A 15,666-nucleotide genomic window follows, 5' to 3' on the forward strand; every position below is an offset into this window, starting at 1 on the left:
TTCCGTCATGAGCGCCTTACCTTGATGTACCACACTTTCACTAAACCATGCGCCCTTCATCAAAGTTTATCTCGATCTGGACCTTGTGCCTGGCGGTTATATTTATTTCGTCAGAAGGCCACACACAGATCTTCTATAACGGAGACTTTGAGATTAATGATGGCTGCAACACCACGCTTGGTCAGGTGACTTGGGTAGACGGTTGGTTCACCGTGGTGGAGTCAGCCGACTTCTATAGTTGTGGATTTACTACAGATTTCTTTCCCACAGATGGCGAAGCTGCTTGCGGTGATGCCTACATGGGTTTCGCGTCGTATGGTGATGCGAATGGCAGCGCTGAGGCCATCGGTTCGCAACTTCCGAGCCCTTTGGTGGCAGGTTTGGAGTATGAATTTTCTGTCCAAGTGAAGATTCCTACCGGCGGATTCTATAGCACGCCTTGCGGAGGTTTATGTGTTTATGGATTCGTGAACGCTCCGCCTCAAGGACTGATCGCCAGTCACCCTAGTTTGATTGACGGAGCTACAGAATTGGTATGTACTGAGACCGTCGACAACCAGCAATGGGAAGAGCAGGTGATCAATTTTGTGGCTGATCAAGCCTATAATTACTTAGTGTTTTCTGTAGCGTACGCGCCAGGTTGTGCCCAGAACATTTTTCTAGACTGCATTTCCATCGTGGAAGCTGAAACCTTTCAAGAGCAGTTGACGGTTTGTGAAGGGGAAGAGTTAACACTTGATCCCGGTTTTGGGGCGGAGACAGATTGGAATATTGTCAATGACGACCAAACCTTGACCTTCATCCAGCAAAGCGAGAATTACACCTTCACCGCTACGGAGTCAATCAACATTCTAGCTCAAGGCCCTGAAGAAGATACCTTCACCTATTTCATTGAAGTAGTGAATTACCCGGAAGTTGATCTGGGGGATGACTTCACAGCCTGCGAAGGCGATGAAATTGTCTTGGAGTCTGGTTCAGCAGAATCTTATGTCTGGAACGGGGAAGCAGGGGGGCAAATGCTTGCCGTCACCGAAAGTGGGGTCTATACCTTAGAAGCTAGTAATGGTGAATGTATTTCTACTGATGAGGTGGAGGTGACGATCATTCCGATGCCCGTAGTTGATCTCGGACCTGATATTCTAGATTGTGAAGGCAATGAGGTGTTGGTTAACGCTAACGCGGAAGTGGTTTGGGATGACGGGACGGTCTCAAGTGGATACTTAGTTCAAGAGTCAGGTACCTATACAGCGTCTATCACCAATGAGTGTTTTGTGGTCGAAGATGAAATCGAGGTGGGTATTGTTGTGGTTCCTCCCACAGCCTTGCCAACGGCCCTCCTCGCTTGTGTTGGAGACTCCTTGACCTTGGACCTGGTGATTGATGTAGATGCGGCGGTTTGGTTTGTCAACGATACCACCTATTCTGGATCTGAAATCGTCATCGGTGAAAGTGCGGAAGTATTGGTGCAATACGTCTATCAAGGATGTGACGCTACCGATGAAGTGTCCGTCACCTTCGAACCAAGTCTTGATATGAGTAAGGTGGTTATGCCGAATATCTTTACTCCGAACTACGACGGAGTGAATGATTTTATTCGTCCGATCTACCTCCCTGATCTTTCCTTAAACCTCTGCGCTGAAGATGAGCTCATCACCATTGACATGAATATCTTCAATCGATGGGGCGAGCAACTGGTTGAATCTGCTTGTTCATGGGATGCACGGCAAGATGATGGCAACACTGTGGCCTCAGGTAGCTACTACTATATCGTTGATTTGTATTCGAATTGCCTGTCTTCAGCCTCTGAAAAACGACTGACGGGAGTGATAACAATCACGTATTGAGGTATGAAACTACTTTCGCTGGAATAAATTTATCTAGATCTTAAGTGTGTAAGCAACTAAACTTCAGGCATCTTTGTCTTAGATATGAAGGCTATATCTATGAAGAACTTACTACTACTCTCACTCTTCCTCCTGCCCTTCGCTGCAGGAGCTCAGATCTTCTACAATGGAGACTTCGAGATCAATGATGGCTGTCCGCCAAGTCTTGGTCAAGTTAGCATGGTAGATGGATGGTTCATTGTGGTTGAATCTGCAGATTTCTATGCCTGCGATTTTACTTCATCAGCCTTCCCAACCGATGGTGAAGCAGCATGTGGTGATGCCTACATGGGATTTGCCTCCTACGGAGATGCGAATGGTAGCGCTGAAGCCATTGGGTCTCAACTTCCAGCTCCACTCGTTCCCGGAGAGACCTATGATTTTACGATTCAATTAAAGATGCCTACCGGCGGCGGATACAGCACTGTTTGCGGAGGCCTCTGTGTATACGGCTTTATGGAAGAACCTCCTTTGAATGTGATCGCAAGTCACCCTTCATTGATGGCTGGTTCTACGGAGTTATTCTGTACAGAAACAGTAGATAACACTGAATGGGAGCCGTATGCCGTGACTTTTACAGCGGATCAAGCTTATGAATACTTGGTGTTCAGTCCTGGATACTTCCCAAGCTGTGCCCAGAATATTTTCATGGATTGTATCGAAATCGTAGAATCGGAATCATTCGATGAGTCGGTAACGATCTGTGCTGGAGAACAGGTAATCCTCGATCCTGGGTTTGGACCGGATGCGACATGGTCTACTGTCAACGATGACAACACCACTACGGTGTTTGCTACCACAGATATCTACACCTTCAACCCACCTGAAAGTGTGACGATTCTGGTAGAAGCTCCAAACGACGATACCTATACCTACGATGTCAATGTGAACCCAATTCCTGAGCCCGATCTCGGTGAAGACATTTTGGTCTGCGAAGATGTAGATGTCATTCTCGATGCCGGCGCCGGTTGGGATGAAATCGCTTGGAACGGAGAGGTAGGAGCTGAGTTCTTTACGGTTTTAGAAACAGGCACAGTTGAAGTATCAGTAACCCTCGCAGGTTGTGTCGGTACTGACGAAGTTGACGTCGCTTTTGAAGCCAATCCTGATTTCAGTTCGTTGGTGACCTTAGGCCCTGCATGTGAAGGATTGTGTAATGGACAAGTAGAATTGACGGTGGAAGATAACTGGACGTTCACTGTTGACGGTGAACCTTCCAACGGATTGACTACCGGTCTTTGTGAAGGCCTCCATACCTTCGATATTGTTTCTGATTTAGGTTGTGAAGCATCAGATTCTGAGCTTTTCACGGTGCAGCCAGCACCAGCCATTTCCGTTGATCCACTGATAACGATTTGTGAAGGAAGCACGGTGACCTTGGAAGCAACTTCGCCAGATGATGATCTTACGTTCACGTGGTCTACTCTTGAAGAAGCACAGGCTATCGACGTGACACCAGTCGCGGGTGATCAGTTCTGTGTGTCTGCGGTTGACCCTGATGGATGTCCTTCTGCTGAAGTTTGTACTGAGATTGCGGTTTACGATCCTCTCGTATTGACCGGTCCGGAGAACGAAGATGTTTGTCCTGGTGATTTGGTTTCTTTCTTGGCTAACGCCGAAGGGGGAGATGGTAATTACACTTGGCAATGGACGAGCTCAACAGGAAACGTAGGTGCGGATGCACAGCTTCAGTTCAACGCGTCGGTATCGGATACATATACCGTGTTGCTTTCTGATGGATGCACTCCAGAAGGAATTACGACGGAAGTTGATCTACTAGTAGCAGTTATTCCAACTCCGGAATTGACGCTTGAATATGAGTCGCCATGTCTGCCTTCTGTAGCAGCTTTCTCGTTGACAGATGAAGAAGCTTTCCAGACCATTACGTGGGCCTTCGGAGATGAAACAGTGGGTTCTGGTGCCGCAACGGCGCACACCTACGAAACTCCAGGATGTTTTGATGTAGACGTTGCCTTAATCTCAAACGAGGGCTGTCTGATCAACTTGAACTATGAAGACCTTCTTTGCGCGTATGAATTGCCACTCGCTGGATTTGACATCGCGGAAGGAACCATCGTTTACGATGATGCAGAACGTCTGCAGATGCTCAACTCGAGTGAAGGAGCGGAGACTCACCAGTGGTTCGTAGATGAACAGCCAGTTTCTGAAGAAGAGAACCCACTAATTGACGGATTCTCTCTTCCAGGTTTCTACGATATCTGCTTGGAAGTGGCGAATCCTCAAGGATGTATCGATCAGTTCTGTAGAGAAGTAGAAGTCATTTTAGCGCCAGAAGTGTATATCCCGAACGCGTTCACACCTGACCTGGATGGAATTAACGAGGTGTTCAAACCAGAAATGGCATTCACACCCGTTGAATATGAATTCTACGTGTTTGATCGCTGGGGTGATGAAATCTTCTCGACTACCGATCCAAATCAAGGCTGGATAGGAAATAACAAGTCTGGAGGATACTACGTTAGTCCTGGAACATACCTATACAAGGTCGTTGTGAAGATGCCAGATACTGGCAACAACGAAGAGTTCGAAGGACACGTACTTCTAATCCGATAATTAGAATTTCCCTGGCTTCGGGATCTTACGCATTCGCATAGACTGCGGAGTGATCTCTAGGTATTCGTCATCTCCGATGTACTCCATGTACTCTTCTAATGAAAATTGAATCTTTGGTGGAATCTTCGCCGCATCGTCAGCTCCTGCTGAACGAATGTTGGTGAGCTTCTTTCCTTTGATCACGTTGACTTCAAGGTCATTGTCACGCGTGTTTTCACCCACAACTTGTCCCTTGTATACTTCTTCACCCGGATCAATAAAGAAACGTCCTCGGTCTTGTAGACGGTCGATGGCATAGGCCAATGCTTGACCCATTTCCATAGAAACCATCACTCCTTTACGACGATCACCGATTTCACCTTTCCAGGGTCCGAATTCACGGAAACGGTGCGTGATTACCGCTTCACCAGCAGAAGCAGTCATCAAATGACTACGCAATCCAATCAATCCACGAGAAGGAATGTCGAACTCCAGATGCTGAAGGTCTCCTTTTGGTTCCATCACCATCAAGTCACCCTTACGCTGTGTAGCCAGCTCAATCGCTTTTCCTGAAGACTCTTCTGGAATATCGATCACCAATGTCTCGTAGGGTTCGTGCTTCTGACCATCAACCTCCTGAGTCAATACCTGAGGCTTACCAAGCTGGAGCTCGTAGCCTTCACGACGCATTGTTTCTACAAGAATCGACAAGTGAAGAATACCTCGTCCGTATACAATGAAGGTATCTTCGCTTTGCGTGTCTTCTACACGAAGTGCTAGGTTTCGTTCAGTCTCTTGGTATAGACGCTCACGAAGTTGACGAGATGTCACGTACTTTCCTTCACGACCGTAGAATGGCGAGTTGTTAATCGTAAACAACATGCTCATTGTTGGCTCATCTACCGCGATTCGTGGCAAAGGCTCTGGCTGTTCCAGACTAGCGATCGTATCACCAATGTCAAAACCTTCAAGACCAACAACGGCACAAAGGTCACCGCTACCTACTTCCTTCACCTTCGTACGACCAAGTCCTTCGAAAACGAAGAGCTCTTTCACCTTCATTTTCTTCTGTACTCCTTCAGCTTGGCAGAGGATGATCTGCTCAGCTTCGCGAATCGTACCTCGGTACACACGTCCGATAGCAATACGTCCGGTGAATGGAGAGTGGTCTAGACTCGTGATCTGCATCTGAAGCGGACCCTCGTGGAATGGTGCTGGTGGAATGTGTTCTACAACAGCATCAAGGAGGGCAGTGATATCAGTCGTTGGTTTTTCCCAGTCTGTGCTCATCCAACCCTGCTTACTTGAACCGTAAAGGGTTTCAAAGTCGAGCTGTTCTTCCGTCGCTTCTAGATTGAACATAAGGTCAAACACGGCTTCGTGTACCTCGTCAGGACGACAATTGTCTTTATCAACCTTGTTCACCACCACGATTGGCTTCAACTTCAATTCAAGTGCTTTCGAAAGAACGAAACGCGTCTGTGGCATTGGTCCTTCAAAGGCATCAACCAACAGCAATACACCGTCGGCCATTTTCAAAACACGTTCTACTTCTCCACCGAAGTCACTGTGTCCTGGAGTGTCAATGATATTGATCTTAACCCCTTTGTAAGTCACAGAAACGTTCTTCGAGAGGATCGTGATTCCACGCTCACGTTCGAGGTCGTTGTTGTCAAGAACAAGTTCCCCTGTATCCTTACGTTGATCAAGAACTTTACATTCCTGAATGATCTTGTCAACGAGGGTAGTTTTACCGTGGTCGACGTGCGCGATGATGGCGATATTTCGAATTGAGCTCATGAAGCCTAGTAAATAAGGCCGCAAAAGTACGACCTTTCTAGTGGTTGAGAACTATTAAGTGCGAAGAAATCAAGGTGTTGGTGTGAAAGGGCTATCGTCATCTTTCGTCGTATCTTGCCGTTCCCAAACTATAACCCATGTCAATTCAGGATTACATTACATCCAATAAAGACCGCTTCTTAGAGGAGCTGATCGATATACTTAAGATCCCTAGCATCAGTGCTGACCCGGCTTACAGCGATGACGTTCATCGCATGGCTGAGGCTACAAAAGATCACTTGTTGAAGGCAGGAGCTGACAAGGCGATCGTGATGGAAACACCAGGCTACCCTATCGTCTACGGTGAGAAAATCATCGATGCGAGCTTACCAACCGTACTGGTATACGGACACTACGATGTTCAGCCAGCAGATCCGTTAGATCTATGGGATTCTCCGGCATTTGAACCGGTGATCAAAAAAACAGACATCCACCCTGACGGAGCCATTTTCGCTCGTGGAGCATGTGATGACAAAGGTCAATTCTACATGCACGTGAAGGCTTTCGAAACGATGATGAACACTGATTCACTGCCATGTAACGTGAAGTTCATCATTGAAGGAGAAGAGGAAGTGGGTTCAGAAAATCTTGATGGATTCCTAGAAGAGAATAAAGAACTACTTGCCGCAGATGTCATCTTGGTTTCTGATACAGGAATCATCGCCAACGATATTCCGTCAATCACCACAGGGCTTCGCGGACTAAGCTACGTGGAAGTAGAAGTAACTGGGCCAAACCGTGACCTCCACTCTGGACTCTACGGAGGAGGAGTTCCAAACCCAATCAACATCTTGTGTGAGATGATCGCGTCATTGAAAGATGAGCATCAACACATCACAGTAGAAGGTTTCTACGATGATGTAGATGAGTTGTCTGCTGAAGAGCGCGCGGAAATGGCAAAAGCGCCATTCAGTGAAGAAGGGTTCAAGAAGAGCATTGATATCGGTGATGTAGAAGGCGAAACAGGATACTCTGTTCCTGAGCGTTTGTCTATTCGTCCAACCCTTGATGTCAACGGAATTTGGGGTGGATACACTGGTGAAGGAGCCAAAACAGTCATTGCATCGAAAGCATATGCGAAGATCAGCATGCGTCTCGTTCCGAATCAAGACTCAACGAAGATCACGAAGCTATTCCAAGAGCATTTTGAACGCATTGCACCGAAGAGTGTGAAGGTAAAAGTGACTCCGCACCACGGTGGGGAAGCTGCGGTGACACCAGTTGATAGCATCGCTTACAAAGCAGCATCGAAAGCCATGGAAGAAACGTATGGAAAGAAGCCAGTTCCTGTGCGCAGCGGTGGTTCGATTCCGATTGTAGCTTCGTTCGAGAAGATCCTTGGTTTGAAGACAGTTCTGTTCGGCTTTGGATTGGATTCAGATGCGATTCACTCACCAAATGAGCACTACGGACTCTTCAACTATTACAAGGGAATTGAAACTATTCCGTTGTTCTACAAGTACTTTGTGGAGATGAAGAAATAAGGCTCTGGCACGCCCTTTGCCCTTACTTCGTTAAAATCGACCTATGAAAGCACTACTAAACGCACCAATGAGTCGGTTGAGCATGTTTATGCTCTTGCTGACTACGCTGACCTTGACTTCTTGTGGCTACAAGGATGTGGAGGTGAAAGAGATTCGAAATATCATTGTCACCAAATTCACTGCAGAAGAGTTTGAAGCCGATGTGACCGTCTATATAGAGAACCCTAATTGGTATAAGCTCTCATTAACCGAGTCAGATTTTGACATATACATTAGCGGGCAACATATGGGGAAAGGGTCTTTGGTGAATGAGCTTGTGATTCCTAAGAAGACTTCAGGAGAATTCACTGTGACTGTTCAGGGTCGATATAGTAATTCTTCAACAAGTATTCTTGGAGGCTTGCTTAACATCCTCACCAAGAAGGTGCAAACCGTGCGTTTAACTGGTGTTGCAACTGGTAAAGCCATGATGTTCAAACGGGAAGTCCCATTTGATTTCGAAGAAGAGTTCGATATGAAAGAATCAGAGTTCGAATAGTCTTAATTACGATGCAGAAGCCTGGGGGATCACCTCGGGCTTCTTTGCTTTCGGACCAATGGCATTCGAGTTCAATGCAAGCTCTAATAACTCCATACTTCGCTTCAATGACTTGCCCAGCTTTGATTTAAGCAAGGGAAGGAAGATCATCTTCTTCAGTTTCGAATTGAAAGAGAAGTGAACGTCGACAATCATCTTACTCGTGTTTTCACTAACGTGGAATAGTCTAAACAACACGAGCACTTCATCAGTGAATGGAATGGTCTCATTCAATTCACCGTACACCACCTCATCAGATTCTGGTGGAGCGGTTACTGATACTACGTTGAGGTGTTTCCCATTGACAATGCAGACGTGTTCAGATCCAAAACGGGTGATCTCGTGCTGATTGAATTCATAAGAATCAACCCCCTCATTCCACAGATGACGGTTTCCGAAATCAGTCACAAACGGGATGAGCTTTTGCTGCGAAATATTCAGGTCTACTCCCAAACGCAGATTTGCAGGTCCTTGAGGATCCATAAAACGCGCTGCAGGGAATTCTCGAAGTTTAAGCTTGTTACGATCTAGCTGAGCCCAGAAATACGGGAACGGTCTTCCGTCAACCTCCTCTTCTGAGCGTTCGAAATCAAACAACTGACTTGGATGATCAACAGGGAGTTCAAAGGCTTGGGCCCCAGACTCTGAAATCAAGAGATAATTCTTCGAGTCAACTGAATTCTTCATGATTCGATGGGCCTCAATCACCTCTTTTCCAAAAGGTTTGTTGTTCCCTTGAATAGTGATGAACTCTACATCTCCTACGTGAACAATGATCTTCAGATCAAGTTTCGGCGCCGAAGAACACGCATTGCACGGACAAATTCGATTCTGCTCCAAAAGCTTCAAATGCGAGTAGAACGCCGTGAACATTTCTTCAGCTTGTGCGAGGAGCTGCTCACGAGAAGGAAGCTCACCTTCACGGTAAAAGAAAACCGCGTCGCCCTCAACTTCAGCCACCTTCATATCCAAGATGTTCGCGTTGATAATCAACTCGAGCAATTCAGAAATCACATGATGACTGTGTTCGACTTCCGTATTCTGAACGAATTCGGTAAAACCAGAAATATCTGGCAAGAAGAGTAATGACTTAGACATGTTTCGATACTTGTGGCCGCACAAGTACATGCAAGGTAACGAACCTTTGAGAATGGGTCTGGATTCAGACGGTTAATGATTGTGAAGGATGGTTGGTGGACTGTGGACCGTGGACGGAATGATTTTTAAATAATGAATAGTAATTAATGAATTATAAATTCGCTTTACGCTTTACGCTTTACGCCTTACGCCTTACGCCTTATGCCCTAGGCCTTAAGCCTATTCCCTCAATTGTAATGTCTTCAAAGGCATCGGATCAGGACCTTCGACTTTAAAATCGCAGTAGATTCCACCACTAGTTTCATAGAACTTGACGAAGTAATCGTGATCGTGCCAGTTGTTTGTGGAGAAGTGACGGATTTTCGCCGAGACGTTTTGATAATGGAAAACCCAATCGAATTCACCATAACCTTTAGGGATTCGATAGGTAGTTCCTGATTCGTGCACTATGTCATTGATCGCCACATGGTCGTAATGAATGCACTCGATGATCACTTCATCTTCATCAAGCGTATTGACTACGGTTACTTCCAACGAACTATTATTAATCAGATGGGCAAGTGGGTAGGTGTTTTTTGGTATTGAAAGCACAATGAGAGCACCAAAAACAATCATTATGGAAAGCTGAATAACTCGTTTCTTAAACTTCATGTGATTCCTTCGTTCTGAGTGTAACTGAGCAAGATTTACCTACGCCTTAAGCCATACGCCCTTAGCCTAATTTGTTGTGTAAACTGAGTCAACCACCCCAAAATCACAGCAATTGGTTGTCAGCCATTTGAATTCTGTTAGTTCGTTGTTTTCGTATTGAAAGACTTCATAGGTCTGAGGTTCTTTACCTGCTTTGATGGTGCTGAATTGTTCCAAGTTTCTGTCTGGTGCAAAGATGGCGAGCTCATAGAAGGCCCAATTCTGGAGTTCTCCTCCAGTAGAGTAAAAAAGCTCCGAGAGATGGAGCTCGTTGGAAAGGGTGTCGTGTTGAAGAACAAGCACCTTCGCGGTCTTTTGATCGAATCCGTGAATGTCTATTCCTTGAAAGGCATAAAGATAGCTCGGCATTGCCTCGAATTTCTTCAAGTGAGACGGACGTTTACCATACCCTCGTTCGATGTATTCGATATCTTCTGTTGTGTGCTGGAAAACCGTCTGAAACTCTTGATCCGAAAGTGAATGTAAGTGGGAAAGATCAAAGCACTTTTCCTCAGTAGAGAATCGAATGCTATCTAGCTGATGATAGAATGAGTTGGCCTCTAACCATTTCAGATCCAGTGGCTTTTGAGCCATACTATGGTTCATACAAAGTCCGAGACAAAAAACTAAAATGAGTTTAAAGGCAAAGCGCATGACAACAGAACGGAGGAAATGGGATTGAAGTATTCTTGGTTTATGGTGGACAGTGGACAGTGGACAGTGGACAGTGGACAGTGGACGGTAGACGGTAGACGGTGGACGGGGTGAAGAATAGATAATGAATAGTAATTAATGAATGATTAGTTGGCCTTAAGCCATACGCCCTAAGCCTTAAGCCTAGAAGAGATTGCTTCTACAACCCCCGCAACCGTCTTCTCCTTATCCTCCTCCAGCTTCTTCAGAAACTCCGGACTCACATTCAAACCTTCCTTGTACTTGGTTGACCAGATGATGATTTCAATCAGCATGGGGGTGAGGTCGATGCCCTTTTGGGTGAGTTTGTAGATCTTCTGAGTTCGCTGTTTCTCATAGACGCTTGATACCAGGATGCCTATGGATTCTAGTCGTTTTAATCGATCTGAGAGGATGTTGGTGGCGATCTTTTCTTTGGAAGAAAGGAACTCCTTATAGAATCGTTTCCCATCAAATACCAGGTCGCGGATGATGAGTAATGTCCACTTATCACCCAGAAATTCTAGGGCGTAGTTGATCGGACAATCCGATCGCAGTTCACCTTTTTTTGCCATTCACTTGTAAATTGCAAGTAAAAGCTTCTATCTTTGCTTTACTTGTTTTTTGCAAGTTAATGAATGTGCGGAGAAATTCCGCGAAAGCGAAGCATTATGGAAACATTGAAAGTAGACCTAGAAAAGTTGAAACGTCCGAACTGGACAAGCGAAGAACATGCAAATGCCGATCTAGTAAGAGACTTCATTCAGCACCTGATGAATGATCACGACATTGAATACGTGCTAAAGAATTTCGATCAAGGAAGCTACATCCAACACAACCGAAGCATGCCCAACGGTGTGAAGGGAGTGGTTGACTACGTCAGTAAATTCGTAAAGCAATTTCCAGAGTACACCTACGATGTCAAACACATGTACGTCGACGGAGATTATGTGACTATTCAATCGCACGTCACCACCAAAAAGAAAGACCGCGGGAACCCACAAAAAGGCTTCAACATCATCGATACCTGGAAAATCAAAGACGGAAGGCTAGTGGAACATTGGGATGCCATTCAACCCATCAACGGCTTCATGCGATTCTACTCGTGGATGGTAGGAGGGAAGACGGTGAATGAGAATACTTTGTTTTAGACTGAAGGCTTTATGGTTGGTAGACTGTGGACTGTGGACTGTGGACGGTTGACGGTTGACGGTTGACGGAAAATCACTGAATCAAAGACTCTGGCCCCTAGACCCTCGTCTCTCGTCCAAAAAAAGGCCCTAAGTGTTATAGATTATCGTTTATCGGTTATAGATTACAACCTACGCGTCTGCGAGGATTACTTCAAACAGCTCATCCACTTGCGCTCTTCCTCGGTAGGCGATTCCTGTTGTTCTACAGCGTAATCGCAAGCTTTCTTTGGGTTCTTCGAGGAGCTTGTCAATTTGTGTTTGTGCTTCTTTCGCTGACGCAGAACTGATTTCGTCTATGACCACTCCTACCTCGTATTCTTCAGCCCATTGGTCGTCTTCAGAGACGCCGCGACAGGTGATGTAGGGGAGACCACACATGAGGTATTCGCCCACTTTTACTGGGGAGCGGAATCGTTGACTTGGGTAGGGTGGAATGGCGGTTAAACCAATGTCGGCGGCAGAGAGCCAAGCAGCCATTTCTTCCGGTGTACGTGTTTCTGAAAGGTGATAATCCTGCTCGGTAAGACCACCCTCAGATAGAATAGATCGTACTTCATCCTTCTTGCTCGGACTCAAGAACACGAAATACCAATTAGGATCAGAAGCCTTCAATTGAGCACAGAACTGTGCAATTTCATGGTCGTAGTAGATACCACCGAATTTCCCAGCGTAGATCAATACTTTATGTTCTGTGATGCCGTGCTCCTGGCGTAGTTGGTCTCTTGCTTCTTGGTCGAAATTGAATTTCTGTTGGTCTACACTGGAGGGTGCACGATGAACTGATCCTTTGGCTTTTCCTTTGAGTTCTTTGACCATGTGTTCGGTTCCGGTCAGAATGTAGTCGGCGTCTTTACCAACGCGGTCTTCAAGGCGACTTAAGATCTTGTAGCGCCATCCCGAGCGCTTCCAAATTCCGAATTCAGCTAGGAACTCACTGTGGGGTTCATAAGAGTAGACCATCAGCTTTGACCCCAGGACTTTCGACATCAATAAGGATATCGCTGCGGAGTTATTCGCAAAGGCAATCGTCATTTCCGGTTTCTTCCGCAGTCTGATGCGAACCACTTGAATGAAGGCATTGGTGAAATCTATAGCCTTCTTGATAAACATGAAACTCCCAGAGTGATAAGTCAGTGGAGACCAATCAATACCATAGGCTGTGAGCTTAGCTTGAATCGTCTTTCGCTCTTCCTTTGGCAATTGGTACTTGCGTTGCTCAAAGGTGATCAGGTCGAATTGATAGTTCCAGTGTCGTCGAGACTGTTCCACCATGTACTCATACACCAAGTTCTGGAAAAGCGGATCACGGAAACTATTGTAAATCAAGACCACAAAGTTCTTTGGACGCTGCTCCAACAGACCACCCGGAGCGTAGATCTGGTGATAGGAGTTTCGAGCGATGTCTAAGCCACGGTATTGGGCGGCCACTTCTCGAATACGTTGTCTAATCTTCTCCCTATTCCCCGGTTGAATGAGTTCCTCGATCGTTGTCACGGCACCTTCATAAGCCGTTCGGTCCAATGTTTCCATCACCGCGCCGATGCCTTCTTGTTTGATCAGATCAGAGTCGTCTGAGATATTAGCGGGGATGACTACAGGTAAGCCAGTGGCCCAATACTCACCATCTTTAATGGAAGTACAGTAGCGCTTTGAAGGCACGGGTTTTACTGGGTTGATGGCAAAATCGGCCAATGCTAAATAGGCGGCTACATGGGCATGCGGAACAAAACGAAGTATGATAGTGGCAGGGTCCAATTCCGCGCTAGCGCATAGATCACGAAGCTCATCTTCTTTGAGATCACTCAGCATAATCACCCGAAAACGATCACCCCATCGCTCGCTACAAACCTTGAAGAAGTCGAAAATTTCCTGACGCAAATAAATGCCGCCCACTTTACCTGCGTAAATGCACAGAATGTCTTCTTTTTCTACGCCTAAGGCGGAACGGCTGACGCCTTCAACTTGCTGGTCAGGCCCAAATTGATCAAGGTCAACCACAGCCGGCTTGTTCAAGAAACGACGCGGAACATGGTCGTAGGTGGTGGCCGCATAATCGCGCATTCCCTCGGAAGTAGCCAAGGTGGCAAAAGCGTTTCGGGTTTGACGTTTTTCAAAGTACGAGAGCAAGCGATAGGCTAGCGAGCCATCTTTCCAAGAACCATTCTCGACCATAGACTCAGCATGGGGCTCGTAGCTATCCACGATGTAAGGTACACGCGTCCACTTGCTAATCACATGTGCTGATGTTGAGGCTGGACTACCGAAGGCATGAATGACCTCAATGTTGTTGGATTTCACGTAACGACGAAGCATCCACAAGTTCCCGAGCCAAGCTCGCATGGCACGCCAACCAAAGTGATGATAATCTCGCTTCACCCAGGTAATGCCTTTGCTTTGCAACTCTTGTCTAGCTGCCTTTTCCTCTTCGGCGTTTAGCTGCATTTGTTCCTTTTCGAGCGTGAAAAGGTGAATCTCACATTCGTCGCCTACAGCATCGCGAATCATATCGAGATAAGGCAAAGTCCACGCGTGAATGAGTGGTTCTTTGAAGCTCCAATATGTGATCACTAAGATCTTCACGCCGGCATGAATAGATGGGCGATGATGTCTGCAATTCGCATAGAGGCTAAGCCATCTCCAAAAGGATTGACCATCTCAGAAGCGGAAGCGTTCCGCCGGTAGGCTTGATCAACCGCTTGGATAATTTTTTCTTCATCATTCCCAACCAGCGTTGCTATGCCCTGTTCAACCGCCTCCATGCGTTCACTCTTCTCACGAAGAACCACCGTTGGAAGTCCGAAAGCAGGAGCTTCTTCTTGAAGTCCGCCGCTGTCAGTAATCAGCAAGTGAGCTTGGTCAAGCGCTGCCACCATTTCTGGGTAACTCAGTGCCTCGATTAAGTGAATGCGTTCGCGATTTCCGAGCTCCTGATGAATGACCTCGCGTACTTCAGGGTTCAAATGGACGGGAAGTACTAAATGGAGATCCGAATGAGTTGCGTTGATCGTCTGTAAGGCCTTGCAGATGGATTTTAGTCCTTCTCCATGATTCTCTCGACGATGCACTGTTACAAGCGCCATTTTTTGTCCAGGAGGAATAGAAAATGGGAGGTCAACCGGAGAGTCTAAGATCTTCTCACGCATGAATTGAATCGCATCAACCACGGTGTTTCCTGTTAAATGCACTTCCTCGTGTCCTTCCTGTTTCAACAACTGAAAAGCGCGTGGCGTTGGTGCAAAATGTACAGTGGCCAATTGCCCAATCCCGCGGCGATTGAACTCCTCAGGGAATGGGGCGTAAATATCTTCAGTGCGCAAGCCAGCCTCTACGTGTCCAACAGGAATCTTGTGGTAGTAGGCGGCCAACCCGCCCACAAAGGCACTGGTGGTGTCTCCTTGCACGAGTACAAGGTCAGGCTTGTTGTCTTGATTGTGTTGGTCAAGTGCAGTGAGTAATCGACCTGTAAGGGCAGCCAATGATTGTCCTTTCCGCATAACCTCGAGTTGGAAATCAGGGGAGATGTCAAATGCTGATGGAATCCCTTTCATCAATTCATCATGCTGGCCAGTGAAGACGATGCGAGGCTCCATACCCGGATAGGTCTTCAGCCGACGGTAAACAGGGGCTAATTTGATAGCTTCAGGACGTGTGCCTATGATGAGGTCGATCTTCACACC

12 protein-coding genes are annotated in these 15,666 nt (G+C 46.5%); 5 read left to right on the top strand and 7 right to left on the bottom strand.

The window, feature by feature from the left end; genetic code table 11:
• Positions 1-47 precede the first annotated feature (47 nt).
• Both RA156_RS00095 and RA156_RS00100 read left to right on the top strand, forming a co-directional pair.
• Complete coding sequence (locus RA156_RS00095) at positions 48-1,844, top strand: T9SS type B sorting domain-containing protein (protein ID WP_306641769.1); 1,797 nt, start codon at positions 48-50, stop codon at positions 1,842-1,844.
• 99 nt (positions 1,845-1,943) lie between these two features.
• Positions 1,944-4,457, top strand: coding sequence for a T9SS type B sorting domain-containing protein (locus RA156_RS00100; protein WP_306641770.1), 2,514 nt, complete (start codon positions 1,944-1,946; stop codon positions 4,455-4,457).
• Here RA156_RS00100 and typA read toward each other — a convergent pair whose 3' ends face one another.
• Positions 4,458-6,236, bottom strand: coding sequence for a translational GTPase TypA (gene typA, locus RA156_RS00105; protein WP_306641771.1), 1,779 nt, complete (start codon positions 6,234-6,236; stop codon positions 4,458-4,460).
• Between the two features lie 137 nt (positions 6,237-6,373).
• Here typA and RA156_RS00110 point away from each other — a divergent pair, with 137 nt between their 5' ends.
• Complete coding sequence (locus RA156_RS00110) at positions 6,374-7,759, top strand: dipeptidase (RefSeq protein ID WP_306641773.1); 1,386 nt, start codon at positions 6,374-6,376, stop codon at positions 7,757-7,759.
• A gap of 43 nt (positions 7,760-7,802) precedes the next feature.
• On the top strand, positions 7,803-8,297 hold the full coding sequence (locus tag RA156_RS00115) for an LEA/WHy family protein (protein WP_306641774.1): 495 nt from the start codon (positions 7,803-7,805) through the stop codon (positions 8,295-8,297).
• Positions 8,298-8,303: 6 nt separating this feature from the next.
• On the opposite strand, the gene RA156_RS00120 is transcribed toward RA156_RS00115, so the two are convergent.
• The 4 genes from RA156_RS00120 to RA156_RS00135 form a co-directional block, all read right to left on the bottom strand.
• Complete coding sequence (locus RA156_RS00120; protein WP_306641776.1) at positions 8,304-9,434, bottom strand: DUF2652 domain-containing protein; 1,131 nt, start codon at positions 9,432-9,434, stop codon at positions 8,304-8,306.
• Between the two features lie 219 nt (positions 9,435-9,653).
• Positions 9,654-10,085: a hypothetical protein gene (locus RA156_RS00125; RefSeq protein WP_306641777.1), complete on the bottom strand. Its 432-nt coding sequence runs from the start codon at positions 10,083-10,085 to the stop codon at positions 9,654-9,656.
• Between the two features lie 66 nt (positions 10,086-10,151).
• Positions 10,152-10,730, bottom strand: coding sequence for a hypothetical protein (locus RA156_RS00130; RefSeq protein ID WP_306641778.1), 579 nt, complete (start codon positions 10,728-10,730; stop codon positions 10,152-10,154).
• A gap of 218 nt (positions 10,731-10,948) precedes the next feature.
• Entirely contained in the window at positions 10,949-11,371 is a 423-nt protein-coding gene (locus tag RA156_RS00135) for a winged helix-turn-helix transcriptional regulator (RefSeq protein WP_306641779.1), read from the bottom strand.
• 96 nt (positions 11,372-11,467) lie between these two features.
• On the opposite strand from RA156_RS00135, the gene RA156_RS00140 reads away from it, so the two are divergent.
• Entirely contained in the window at positions 11,468-11,947 is a 480-nt protein-coding gene (locus RA156_RS00140; RefSeq protein WP_306641780.1) for a nuclear transport factor 2 family protein, read from the top strand.
• 171 nt (positions 11,948-12,118) lie between these two features.
• On the opposite strand, the gene RA156_RS00145 is transcribed toward RA156_RS00140, so the two are convergent.
• Positions 12,119-14,569 (bottom strand): glycosyltransferase, encoded by a 2,451-nt coding sequence (locus RA156_RS00145; protein ID WP_306641781.1) that lies wholly within the window; start codon positions 14,567-14,569, stop codon positions 12,119-12,121.
• The gene (gene wecB, locus RA156_RS00150) at positions 14,566-15,663 is read right to left on the bottom strand and encodes a non-hydrolyzing UDP-N-acetylglucosamine 2-epimerase (RefSeq protein WP_306641782.1); all 1,098 of its coding nucleotides are present in this window, start codon (positions 15,661-15,663) and stop codon (positions 14,566-14,568) included. Before wecB ends, RA156_RS00145 begins: the two co-directional genes overlap by 4 nt.
• Positions 15,664-15,666 lie beyond the last annotated feature (3 nt).

The sequence above is a fragment of the Sanyastnella coralliicola genome (assembly GCF_030845195.1).
GTDB classification, from domain to species: Bacteria; Bacteroidota; Bacteroidia; order Flavobacteriales_D; family Sanyastnellaceae; genus Sanyastnella; species Sanyastnella coralliicola.